General features: G+C 68.3%; 11 protein-coding genes. 5 read left to right on the top strand and 6 right to left on the bottom strand.

Annotated features, from left to right (window positions below; all coding sequences use genetic code 11):
- Positions 1-172: 172 nt before the first annotated feature.
- The 5 genes from DIE06_RS13660 to lipA all read left to right on the top strand — a co-directional run bounded on the left by DIE06_RS13660 (position 173) and on the right by lipA (position 5468).
- Positions 173-1231 carry an ATP-NAD kinase family protein gene (locus DIE06_RS13660; protein ID WP_124661868.1) on the top strand — a complete coding sequence of 353 codons (1059 nt, stop codon included), beginning with the start codon at positions 173-175 and terminating at the stop codon, positions 1229-1231.
- A 99-nt stretch (positions 1232-1330) separates the two neighbouring features.
- Positions 1331-2314 carry a thiamine pyrophosphate-dependent dehydrogenase E1 component subunit alpha gene (locus tag DIE06_RS13655; protein ID WP_124661867.1) on the top strand — a complete coding sequence of 328 codons (984 nt, stop codon included), beginning with the start codon at positions 1331-1333 and terminating at the stop codon, positions 2312-2314.
- A gap of 61 nt (positions 2315-2375) precedes the next feature.
- Positions 2376-3380: an alpha-ketoacid dehydrogenase subunit beta gene (locus DIE06_RS13650; protein WP_124661866.1), complete on the top strand. Its 1005-nt coding sequence runs from the start codon at positions 2376-2378 to the stop codon at positions 3378-3380.
- 4 nt (positions 3381-3384) lie between these two features.
- Entirely contained in the window at positions 3385-4500 is a 1116-nt protein-coding gene (locus DIE06_RS13645) for an acetoin dehydrogenase dihydrolipoyllysine-residue acetyltransferase subunit (RefSeq protein WP_124661865.1), read from the top strand.
- A 2-nt stretch (positions 4501-4502) separates the two neighbouring features.
- Complete coding sequence (gene lipA, locus DIE06_RS13640) at positions 4503-5468, top strand: lipoyl synthase (protein WP_124661864.1); 966 nt, start codon at positions 4503-4505, stop codon at positions 5466-5468.
- Here lipA and DIE06_RS13635 read toward each other — a convergent pair.
- From DIE06_RS13635 to DIE06_RS13605, 6 genes are all read right to left on the bottom strand, one after another.
- The gene (locus DIE06_RS13635; RefSeq protein WP_124661863.1) at positions 5465-6838 is read right to left on the bottom strand and encodes an MATE family efflux transporter; all 1374 of its coding nucleotides are present in this window, start codon (positions 6836-6838) and stop codon (positions 5465-5467) included. The genes lipA and DIE06_RS13635 overlap by 4 nt on opposite strands.
- 2 nt (positions 6839-6840) lie before the next feature.
- Positions 6841-8598, bottom strand: a complete 1758-nt coding sequence (locus DIE06_RS13630) for a glycosyltransferase family 39 protein (RefSeq protein ID WP_124661862.1) — start codon at positions 8596-8598, stop codon at positions 6841-6843.
- Positions 8599-8825: 227 nt separating this feature from the next.
- Complete coding sequence (locus DIE06_RS13620; protein WP_040144297.1) at positions 8826-9089, bottom strand: type B 50S ribosomal protein L31; 264 nt, start codon at positions 9087-9089, stop codon at positions 8826-8828.
- 160 nt (positions 9090-9249) lie between these two features.
- Positions 9250-10080 (bottom strand): zinc-dependent peptidase, encoded by an 831-nt coding sequence (locus DIE06_RS13615; protein WP_124661861.1) that lies wholly within the window; start codon positions 10078-10080, stop codon positions 9250-9252.
- Between the two features lie 38 nt (positions 10081-10118).
- Positions 10119-11675, bottom strand: a complete 1557-nt coding sequence (locus DIE06_RS13610; protein WP_124661860.1) for an MFS transporter — start codon at positions 11673-11675, stop codon at positions 10119-10121.
- Positions 11672-12172, bottom strand: a complete 501-nt coding sequence (locus DIE06_RS13605; RefSeq protein WP_124661859.1) for a MerR family transcriptional regulator — start codon at positions 12170-12172, stop codon at positions 11672-11674. The genes DIE06_RS13610 and DIE06_RS13605 overlap by 4 nt, the downstream gene beginning before the upstream one ends.
- Between the last annotated feature and the right edge of the window lie 66 nt (positions 12173-12238).

The following is a 12238-nucleotide window of genomic DNA, read 5'->3' as shown; positions in this document are numbered from 1 at the left end:
TCCGTACGCGGGTTTCGCGGTCGTTGCCCACACGATGGCACGCCGCTTGCAGATGTCACGGGCAAGTCCGGCGCGATCGCGTCGGCGACGACGATCCGCTGCCCTTGATGACGGCGGACGACACATGCAGGGCCGGCGCGCGAGCGCCGGTCCACTGGATGGAGACAAGCCCGTGACGACGCCCGTGACCGTCGGCGTGATCGCGAACCCCGCATCGGGGCGCGACATTCGCCGCCTGACGACGCATGCATCCGTGTTCCCGACGGCGGAAAAGGCCAACATGGTCGTGCGCCTGCTCGCCGGTCTCGGCGCGATGGGCGTCGAGCGCGTGCTGACCTTGCGCGACAAGACGGGTATCGCGACGCTGCTGATGCGCGCGCTCGATACACATCGCGCGGTCGCCCCCCACGAGCGCTGGCCCGACGTCGAATTCGTCGACCTGCCGATCTCGGACACCGTCGCCGACACGCAGGCCGGTGCCGCATACATGCACCGGATGGAAGTCGCGCTGATCGTCGTGCTCGGCGGCGACGGCACTCACCGCGCGGTCGCCGCGCATTGCGGCGCGACCCCGCTCGTCGCGCTGTCCACCGGCACCAACAACGCGTTTCCCGAACATCGCGAGGCGACCGTCGCGGGCGTCGCGGCAGGACTCGCCGCGACCGGCGCCGTGCCGGCGGAGGTTGCGTTCACGCGTAACAAGCGGCTCGTCGTGCGCTGCGCGGCCGGCGTGAACGCGGGGCGCGAGGAGATCGCGCTCGTCGACGTGTGCGCGGCCCGCCAGCGCTTCATCGGCGCGCGCGCGATCTCGGGTCCCGACGACATCGACACGCTCTACCTGACCTTCGCGGAACCGGACGGCATCGGCCTGTCCGCGCTCGGCGGCGCGTGGGCGCCGCTCGAGCGCAGCGCGCCGCACGGGCTCGCGATGCGCTTCGCCGCCGACGGCAAGACGGCCGGCACGCCGCTCGTCGCCCCGATCGCACCCGGGCGCGTCGATCGCGTCGTGATGCGCAGCTGCGAGCGGCTCGAACCGGGTGCGTGGCAGACGATCCCGTTCGAGCACGGCACGCTCGCATTCGACGGCGAGCGCGAGATCGAGGTCGCGCGTGGCGACCGCTACGAGATCGCGCTCGACTGGCGCGGGCCGCTGACGGTCGACGTCGGTCGCACGCTGCGTTACGCGTCGTCGCGGCAGTTGTTGCGCGACGCCGGCGCGTGGCGCGGCTGACGGCAGCTTCACGTTTTACCGACGGCCGCAAGCCGTGCAATCCGTCGCCGGGGCGTTGCCGCGGCGGCATTCGCAGTCAGACCTATCCAGGAGACACACATGACCGTTTCGACACAGCTCAGCAGGGACAAGCTGCTGGACGCGTATCGGCTGATGCGCACGATCCGCGAATTCGAGGAGCGCCTGCACGTCGAGTTCGCGACCGGGGAAATCCCCGGCTTCGTTCACCTGTACGCGGGCGAGGAGGCCTCCGCGGTCGGCACGATGCTGCACCTCGGACTTGAAGATTACGTTGCCACCACGCATCGCGGGCACGGCCACTGCATCGCGAAAGGCGTCGACGTGCACGGGATGATGGCCGAGATCTATGGCAAGAAGACGGGCGTCTGCCACGGCAAGGGCGGCTCGATGCACATCGCCGACCTGTCGATGGGGATGCTCGGCGCGAACGGGATCGTCGGCGCGGGCGGCCCGCTCGTGTGCGGCGCGGCGCTCGCGGCCAAGCACAAGAAGACGGGCGGCGTCGGCGTGTGCTTCTTCGGCGACGGCGCGTCGAACCAGGGCGTGATCTTCGAATCGATGAACCTCGCGTCGGTATGGCGGCTGCCGGCGATCTTCGTGGCCGAGAACAACGGCTATGCGGAAGCGACGTCGTCGAGCTGGTCGGTCGCGACCGACAACATCGCCGATCGCGCGAACGGCTTCGGGATGCCGGGCGTGATCGTCGACGGCTTCGACTTCTTCGCGGTACACGAGGCGCTCGGCGAAGCCGTCGCACGCGCGCGCAACGGTGGTGGCCCGACGCTCGTCGAGGTGAAGTTCACGCGCTACTTCGGCCACTTCGAAGGCGATGCGCAGACCTACCGCGCGCCGGGTGAAGTGCAGAAGCTGCGCGACGAGAAGGACTGCCTGAAGCATTTCGAAACGCGCGTCGTGCGTGCCGAAGCGCTGACGACCGACGACCTGCGCGCGGTCGATGCACAGGTGAAGGCGCTGATCGACGATGCGGTCGCGCAGGCGAAAGCCGCGCCGCTGCCCGACGCGGCCGACCTGCTGACCGACGTGTACGTGTCGTACCCGTGAGCGCGGCCTGATTCACCCGCTGGCAGCCGGCACGGCGAACCGAATATTCCAGGAGACAGACATGGCAAGGAAAATCACTTATTCGCAGGCGATCAACGAGGCGCTCGCGCAGGAAATGGCGCGCGACGACAGCGTGATCGTGATGGGCGAGGACAACGCAGGTGGCGCGGGCGCGCCGGGCGAGGACGACGCATGGGGCGGCGTACTCGGCGTGACGAAGGGGCTGTACCACAAGTTTCCGGGCCGCGTGCTCGACACGCCGCTGTCGGAAGGCGGCTACATCGGCGCGGCGGTCGGCGCGGCCGCGTGCGGGATGCGGCCCGTCGCGGAGCTGATGTTCATTGATTTCATGGGCGTGTGCTTCGACCAGATCTTCAACCAGGCCGCGAAATTCCGCTACATGTTCGGGGGCAAGGCGGTGACGCCGGTCGTGATCCGCGCGATGTATGGCGCCGGCCTGCGCGCGGCCGCGCAGCATTCGCAGATGCTCACGTCGCTGTTTACGCACATTCCGGGGCTGAAGGTCGTGTGCCCGTCGACGCCTTACGACGCGAAGGGGCTGCTGATCCAGGCGATCCGCGACAACGACCCGGTGATCTTCCTCGAACACAAGCTGCTCTACACGCGCGAAGGCGACGTGCCAGAGGAGTCCTATGCGATTCCGTTCGGCGAGGCGAACGTCGTGCGCGAAGGCGACGACGCGACGATCGTCACGTATGGCCGGATGGTGCATCTCGCGACCGACGCGGCCGCGAAGCTCGCGAAGGACGGCGTCCAGGTCGACGTGATCGACCTGCGCACGACGTCGCCGCTCGACGAGGAAACCATCCTCGAGAGCGCCGAGCGCACCGGGCGCGTGGTGGTGGTCGATGAAGCGAACCCGCGCTGCTCGATCGCGACCGATATCGCCGCACTGGTCGCCCGGCGAGCGTTCCATTCGCTGAAGGCACCGATCGAGCTCGTGACCGCGCCGCACACGCCCGCGCCGTTCGCCGGCGTGCTGGAAGACCTGTACATCCCGTCCGCCGATGCAATCGCGCAGGCGGTACTGAAGACGAGGAGCTGACACGATGTCGATTCACATGATCACGATGCCCAAGTGGGGGCTGTCGATGGAGCAGGGGCAGGTCAACGGCTGGCTGAAGGCGATCGGCGAGCGCGTGACGAAGGGCGACGAAGTGCTCGACGTCGAGACCGACAAGATTTCGTCGGGTGTCGAGTGCGCGTTCGACGGCACGCTGCGCCGGCAGGTCGCACAGGAGGGCGAGACGCTGCCGGTCGGTGCGCTGCTCGGCGTGGTGGCCGCGGCCGAGGCGAGCGATGCCGACATCGACGCGGCGATCGCCGAATTCCAGCGCGATTTCGTACCGAGCGCGACCGCCGACGACGCGACGGGCCCGCAGCCCGAGAAGGCGCAGATCGATGGACGCACGATCCGGTTCCTGAAGCTCGGCGACGGTTCGGGCACGCCTGCCGTGCTGATCCACGGCTTCGGCGGCGACCTCAACAACTGGCTGTTCAACCATGCGGAACTCGCCGCGCACCGGCCCGTGTGGGCGCTTGACTTGCCCGGGCACGGCGAGTCGGGCAAGGCGGTCGACACCGGCAGCCTCGACGAACTGGCCGACGCGGTGCTCGCGCTGCTCGATGCGCAGCACATCGACCGCGCGCACCTGATCGGCCATTCGATGGGCGGCGCGGTCGCGATGGCGGCGGCCGAGCGTGCACCTGAGCGCGTGGCATCGCTGACGCTGATCGCGAGCGCCGGGCTCGGCGCCGACATCAACCGCGGCTATATCGACGGTTTCGTGGCCGGCAACAGCCGCAATACGCTGAAGCCGCACCTCGGCGCGCTGTTCGCGGACGACGCGCTCGTCACGCGGCAACTGGTCGAGGACCTCGTCAAGTACAAGCGGCTCGAAGGCGTGCAGGCCGCGCTGGAGAAGATCGCGAACGCCGCGTTCGACGGCGCGACCCAGCGGCGCGTGTTCCGCGACCGCGTCGGGTCGCTCGCGCCGCGCACGCTCGTGATCTGGGGCGAGCGCGACCAGGTGATTCCGGCGCAGCATGCGCAGGGCTTGCCGGAAGGCGTGCGGGCCGAGGTGATCGCCGGCAGCGGCCACATGGTGCAGATGGAGGCGGCTGCCGACGTCAACCGCCTGATCATCGCGTTTCTCGGAGACTGACGATGGCCGCCGCGCTCGAACGACCCAGCCTCACCGCGCTCGGCCAGCCGGGCGCGCGAAGCCGCGACAAGCTCGCGCGCATTCCGGTGCGCGTCGAGCCCGCCGCCGGCGGGGCGCTGCCGAAGCCGCCGTGGCTGCGGGCGCGGCCGATGATGAGCGGGGCGGTCGCCGACATGGCGGCCGTGCTGCGCGATCACCGGCTGCATTCCGTCTGCGAGGAGGCCATGTGCCCGAACATCGGCGAATGCTTCGCGCAGCGCACCGCGACCTTCATGATCATGGGCGGGCTGTGCACGCGGCGCTGCCCGTTCTGCGACGTCGCGCACGGCCGCCCCGAGCCGCTCGATTCCGACGAGCCCGCGCGGCTCGCAGACGCGGTCGCGGCGCTCGGACTACGCTACGTCGTGATCACGTCGGTCGATCGCGACGACCTGCGCGACGGCGGCGCCGCACATTTTGCCGCCTGCATCGAGGCGGTGCGCGCGAGCGTGCCGGGCATCGGCGTCGAGGTGCTGACGCCCGATTTCCGCGGCCGCGTCGCGCGTGCGCTCGATGCGTTGTCGTCGGCATGGCCGGACGTGTTCAATCACAACATCGAGACGGTGCCGTCGCTGTATCGGGCGGCACGGCCGGGCGCCGACTATCGCGGCTCGCTCGAACTGCTCGCGCAGGCGAAGGCCGCGCGGCCGACGCTCGTGACGAAATCGGGCTTGATGCTCGGGCTCGGCGAGCGCGACGACGAGGTGCGGGACACGCTGCGCGACTTGCGCGCGCACGAGGTCGATGTGCTGACGCTCGGCCAGTACCTCGCGCCGTCCGCGCACCATCTGCCGGTGCGGCGCTACGTGAGCCCCGATGCGTTCGCCGCGTGGCGCGACGAGGGGCTGGCGCTCGGTTTCAGGGAAGTCGTTGCCGGGCCGCTCGTGCGGTCGTCGTATCACGCGGCCGACGTGCTGGAGGATGCTTAGACCGCGGGCCGCGTGTCCGCGCTGACGGACAGCTGCGCGCGGCCGACGTGTCGCAGGTAGAGCGCGAGGCCCGCGCCCGCGAGCATCAGGCTGATCGTGTTCGCGAACCAGAAGCCGCGCGCGCCGGTCAGCCAGGCGGGTGCGATGCCACCGACGTCGAAGCCGAGCACGTAGCCGCCGCCGAGCCCGACGCCCCACAGCGCGACCGCATAGATCACGGTCGGCACGACCGCGACCTTGTACGCGCGCAACACGAATGCGGACGTGATCTGCAGCGCGTCGAAGAAGTGGTAGCAGGTGACGATCGCGACCAGCGGCAGCGCGGCGGCGGCCACGGCCGGGTTCGGCGTGTAGCCGCTGACGATCAGCGGGCGCAGCGCAAACACGAGCACGCCGTAAGCGGCCGCGATCCCGCACGCGAGCATCACGCTGTGCCGGCCGAGCAGGCGCGCCTCGTCCGGGCGGCCGGCACCGAGTGCGCGCGCGACGAGCGTCGACGCTGCGACACCGATCGACAGCGGCGTCATGTACAGCACCGCGCCGATGTTGCCGGCGATCTGGTGGCCGGCGAGTGTCGTCGTGCCGAACTGCGCGATGAAGAGCGCCATGCACGTGTACGACGTGACCTCGATCAGGTACGACAGGCCCATCGGCACGCCGAGCTTCAGGATCGCCTTCTGGCGCGCCCATACGGGCCAGCAGAAGCGCGAGAAGATCGAAAGCGGCGAGAACACGTCGAGCTTCGCGAGCAGCGTGAAGCCGATCAGCGCGAGCGCCCAGTTGATCAGCGTGCTGGCGAGTCCGCAACCGGGGCCGCCGAGGGCCGGTACGCCGAACCCGCCGAAGATGAACCACACGTTGAGCGGAAACTTGAGCAGCAGCGCGCCGATCTGCAGGATCATCGCGAGCCGCGGCTTGCCGGCCGCGTTGGTCAGCGCGTTGTAGATCCGGAACACGAGGCTCGCCGGCAGGCCGTACGACAGGATCCGCAGGTAATCGACCGTGCGGTCGTGCAGCGCGGGCGGCGCGTGGGCGATGTGCAGCAGCGGTTCGGGAAAATGCAGCAGCAGGAAGCCGGGCACCGCAAGCATCAGCGCGAGCCACAGCGCCTGGCGGACTTCCTCGCCGATCTCGGCGTAGCGCCGCGCGCCGTACAGCTGCCCGGTGATCGGCTGCAGCGCGGACAGGATGCCCGTCATCCCGATGTAGACCGATACGTAGATCGACGAGCCGAGCCCGAGTGCGGCCAGGTCGACGGCCGAGTAGCGGCCGACCATCGCCGTATCGATCACGCCAAACGCGATGATCGCGAGCTGGCCGACGAGCACCGGCCACGCGAGACCGACGATCCGGCGGATGTCGGCGAACATCGTCAATCGACCGTCCGGTGGCGCGGGCCGCGGCGCTTGACGGGCGTCGTCGGCCGCTCGATGCGCTCGTACAGGCGGAAGCGCTCGTCGCGGTCGGCCACGCGGCGGCCTTCCCACACGAGACGCCATACGTATTGCGACATCGCGCTCGGTTCACCGAAGTCCGCGCGGTCCTGGCGCAGGATCACGTCACAGTCGCCCGAGAATTCGAAGTGCATGTCGCCGAAGTACGCGAAGGTCGCGATCTGCGCATCGCCGAGCCGCACGGGCGAGATGCACGCATAGTCTTTCGGCAGATGCGACGCGATCTGTTGCGCGACGTCGCTGTAGGTCCGACCGTAGTTGACGATCGGCAGCCACAGCGTCATCAGCAGCACCCACATCAGCGTGGTGCCGGCGCCCGACAGCACGACGCTGCGCCACAGCACCTTCGGCTGACGTGAGACGCGCCAGCGCGCGAGCAGGCACCAGCACACGGTGACGATCACCGCGCAGATGAACGACAGGATCTTGAAGTGCGGTTCGTAGCCCGGCACGAGGCGCGCGAGGTTGCGCGCGAGCGGATGCGGGAAGCCCGTGAGCGACGCAAGCCACACGAGCCACACGAAGGTGCCGAGGATCGTGAAGCTGAGCACCGCGAACCAGTCGAACGCATTGATCGCGCCGCGCTTGAGGGTCGGCAGCGCGAAGGTGGCGAGTACCGCGAGCGGCGGCAGCAGCAGCATGTACATGCGGTTCGACTGCTGGCTCTGCAGGATCACGAGCGCGACAAGCGGCACCACGACCGACAGCGGAATCGCGATGTGCGCGCGGCGACGCATGCCGGCCCAGCTCCACCAGGCCCAGATCGCGAGCGGCCACGCGGGCCACGTGAACAGCGGCAGATTCTTCGCCGCGTAGGCGAGCACCGCGGTCGGCGGGCCCGAGAAGCGCATCAGGCTGCCGTGGATCCACTGGTTGAAGAACCACGCGGCGTCGTCGGGCGCCGCATTGAAAGCGGCGAGCGGCCACAGCGCGAAGATCGCGGCCGCGAGCGGCAGGCCGACCAGCGGCAGGCGCAGGTTGCGCATCTCCGGCGTGACGAGCCACAGCGCGGCCGTGCCGGTGAGCAGCGCGACGACGAGCACCGGATTGCCGGACAGGGCGACGAGGCCGACCGCAACGCCCCACCACAGCGCACCTTGCATCGGCTTGTCGATGCCGCGCACGATGCCGTACACGAGCATCGCGATCCACGCGAACTGCGCGAGCTGCGGCGTCGTTTCGTGGCCGCGCTCCGCGAGCCCGAAGCACGCGACGAGGATCAGCAGTGCGCCGTCGGCGAGCGTGCGGCCGTAGTCGCGCGGTTCCGGCTCGCCGCCGAATGCGTACTTGAATGGCTGGACCTCGGCGCGCCGGCCGAGCAGATAGGCGGCGTACCAGACGAACGCGCATGCGACGCAGAACAGCACGCCCGTGTCGAAGCGCGACGCGTTGCTCGCATCGACCCACGGCGCCAGCGCGCGGATCGACAGCGCGCCGAGCCAGTAGCCGAGCGGCCCGTCGGTCGTGATGAACTTGCCGACGAGATTCGGCAGCAGCCAGTCGTGCCAGCCGCCGGTGGCCATCGTCCACATCACGCCGAAGCCCGCCGCGTCCTCGTTCTTCCACGGGTCGCGGCCAAACAGGCCGAACGCCGCGTAGACGAGGCAGAGCGTGAGCAGCAGCCAGCGCGGCAGCGCGCGCGTGGCGGAGGCGGTGAGTCGAACGACAGGCTTCATGCAGATGAGCGATTTGTTATGGGCGGGCGGCCGGTGCTGTCATGCGCCGACGGCGCCGGATTCGAGCATCCGGCATTGTAGACGCGCCGGCCGTTGCGCGTCAGACGATTGCCCGGGGCGCCGGTCGGCGCATGGTGTTTTCCCGGCGAGCGGAGACAAAAAAGGGCAGCCTGGGCTGCCCTTTCGTGCGGTACCGGTGCGTTGCAGCCACCGGATCGGTGCGAAGCTTACTTCGCGACTTTGCCGCTGGCGCGTGCGCCGAACTTGTTCTTGAACTTCTCGACACGGCCTGCCGTGTCCATGATCTTTTGCTGACCCGTGTAGAACGAGTGCGATTCCGACGACACTTCGATCTTGGCGAGCGGGTAGGTCTTGCCTTCGTGTTCGATGGTTTCACGCGTCTGGATCGTCGAGCGCGTGATGAACTTGAAGCCGTTCGACATGTCTTGGAAGACGACTTCGCGGTAGTCCGGGTGAATGCCAGGTTTCATGATGTTCCTTGGTGAGAGCGGTAGCCAACCCGCCGCTTGCCGTGCCGGACCGCACGAATTTGCGCGATTCAGCCGACGTCAAGCCCGGCGCGAGCCACTTGCCTAAGGTCGAAAAACGGGGATTATGCCAGAAAATCAGACGGTTGACGAATAATTTTCATCACGCGTCGAGGGCGCCCGTGCGGGCCGGATCCTGCCGGTAATAGCGGGCGAGCAGCCGGTAGAGCTCCGGAAATTCGGACTCGAACGCACGGGGTCGCACGAACAGCGCCTCGCTGCACACCGCAAAGAATTCCGACGGATGATCGGCCGCATACGGATCGATCAGCGAGTCGCGCTCGAAGCGCGCCCACGCGCGATCCGGCACCGCATCGACCCGTGCGCAGAACTGGTCGTACGCGTGCTCGAACACGTCGGCCCACGCCTGCGCGTCCAGGTGCGGCGCGTGCCAGCGGCGAAAGAGGGGCGGATACCCGTCGGCCTCGCCGTTGACCATGTCGATCTTGTGCGCGAACTCGTGGATCACGACGTTGTACGCGTCGCGCCCGTCCGTCATCTGCGCGTCCTCCCACGACAGGATTACCGGTCCGCCTTCCCACGCTTCGCCGCTCGCATCCTGCTCGACTTCATGGACGACGCCGTCCTCGTCCTGCACCGTCTTGCGGATCACGAATTCGCCCGGATACACGACGACGCCGACCCAGCCGTCGTACAGCGATAAATCGAGGTTCAGCACGGGCAGGCACGCCTGGGCGGCGATCGCGACGATCATCTCGTCGGTCAGTTCGAGCCCGTGCGCGGTCGAAAACGATTTCTTCGCGATGAACAGGCTCGTCAGCTCGCGCAGCCGGCCCAGGTCGCCCGGCGTCAGCGCATCGAGGAACGGCAGGCGCGCGACGGTGTTCTGCCACAGCGCATCGGGAATCGGGTGGCTGCGCAGTGCGCGGTCGCGGCGTCGGTCGTCGAACCAGCGGGTCAGTTTCGAGAGCATGGAAGCAGCGCAGGAAGATCCAAAGCCTGTCTTTTAACTCAATCGATCTCTTTTTGCCATGCCGCGAAGAGGCCGCCGACGAGCGCGACGCCCGCGAGGAAATAGAAACCGTCGAGCGACGCGAGGAACGACGCCTGTTGCGCGACCATCCGCGCGATCGATGCGATCGCGAGGGCGTGCGCCTCGTTCAAGGCATGGCCGGCGGCCGCGTAGGTGCGCGTGAGGGCGTCGACGGTCTGCTGGAACAGCGGATCGAACACGTTCGCGCGCTCGACGAGCCGCGTCTGGTGGACGGCCAGCCGGTGCTGCTCGACGATGATCACCGACGACGTCGCGAACGAGATCGTCAGTTGCCGCACGATGTTCTTCAGCCGGTAGCCGTGCGTGTATTCGTCGATCGCGAAGATGCGGAACGTCAGGTTCGCGACCGGCAGCACGATGAACAGCAGCAACAGCCCGCGCAGCAGCAGCGGGACGATCAGCGCGGCCTCGCCGACCTGCGGTGTCATCCGCGTCATCCACAGCGCGGCGACGATCGCGATCGCGAATCCCGGCACGACGAACCATTTCTTGTGCGTGACGCGCTTCGCATGGCGCAGGTAGGCGAATAGCGCGGTGGCCGAGATCAGCGACATCGTGCCGACCAGGCGCCCGGCGTTCTCGACCGGATAGCCGAGCCCGCCTTCGAGCAAGCGGGAGGTCAGGTAGCTGAAGCCGGTCGACTCGTAGTAATAGAACATGTACAGCAGCAGCCCGACCTGGAACGTGCGCTCGCGAAACGCATGCAGCCGCACGAGCGGCGTCGGATGGTGCCACTGGTGATAGGCGAACCACGCGAGCGCGCCGAGGCCCGCGATCGTCAGCAGGATCAGCATCGGCGAGCCGCTGTAGAGCTGGTAATGCACCTGCTGCAGCACGATCTGCAGCGCGCCTTGCGCGAGCGCGAACACGACGTACGGCCAGAAATGGCCGGAGCCGCGTTCGTCGTCGGGCGTCCTGCCCGAATCGGGCAGCGTGAGGAGCGCGAGGATCGCGAACGCGATGCCCGCGGGCGCGGTGCACGCGAACAGTGCACGCCACGTCGAGTGAGCGACGAGCAGCCCGCCGACGATCGGTGCGAGCGCGCTGCCGAGCAGGATCATGATCAGGAATGCGCGCGTGGCGGGCGGCCGCTCCTGCGGCTTGAAGCTGACCTGGATCAGGATCCGGCAGGCTCCCATCATCGGGCCGATGAAGTAGCCCTGGAAGCCGCGCGCGAACGCGAGTTCGAGCGACGTGTCGGCGAGCGCGGCCGCGATCGCGCCGAACGAGAACATCAGCATGCAGCCGGCGACGTAGCGGCGATGCCCGAGCCGGTCGACCCACCATTGCTGCTGCAGGATGCCGAGTACGGCGGTGACCGCATACGCGCTGGACGACCACACGAGCTCGTCGGGCGACGCGTTGATGCCGCCCGCGATGTAGCTCGCGAAGAACGAGAAGGCCGCGTTGTCGAAGTAGTCGATGCCGGTGACGAGCGCGAGCGCCCACGGGAACAGGTCCGCACGCAGGTTCGCGCGGCTCCACAGTGGCGGGCGACCCGGCGCGACGTTCATTCCCGGTCCTTGCGCGTGCGCCGCGTGCCGGCTTCGGCCTGCCGCCGGGCGATCAGCGAGTCGGGGTTTTCGCCGGCGAGGCGCCGTTCGATGTAGTCGATGTCGTGCTGCAGTTCCTTGCGCAGTGCGACGGCTTCCTTCAACTCGCGCTGGACGGCCGCGATTCGCTGGTTGAGCGTGTCGATCTGCTCGGCGAGCCCCGAGCGGATGTCGCGCAATGACGCGTCCGAATAGCGGCGCCGGCCGTCTCCCGTTTCTTCCAGTGGGCGCTTGAGCATCTCGGTGATGCCGTGCAGCGAAAAGCCGAGCGCGCGCAGCCGCAGGATGCGGGCGAAGCGTTCGAGATCGGCTTCGTCGTAAAGACGATAGCGGCCGCCACTGCGCGACGGCGTGACGAGCCCGCGCTCTTCGTAATACTTCAGCGTGCGCGGCGTGACGCCGAGCCGCGACGCGGCGTCGCTCACGGTCAGCGGCGAGGAGGAGGCGTCGTTTGGCATCGGAATGGCGGGGCTTCGGTCGGGACGATGACGCGATTATAGATCAACCTGTACGTTCACGTTCAG

Source organism: Burkholderia sp. Bp8998, from assembly GCF_003854235.1.
In the GTDB taxonomy this organism is placed as follows: Bacteria; Pseudomonadota; Gammaproteobacteria; order Burkholderiales; family Burkholderiaceae; genus Burkholderia.
This window is presented reverse-complemented; position numbering and strand designations above follow the sequence as displayed.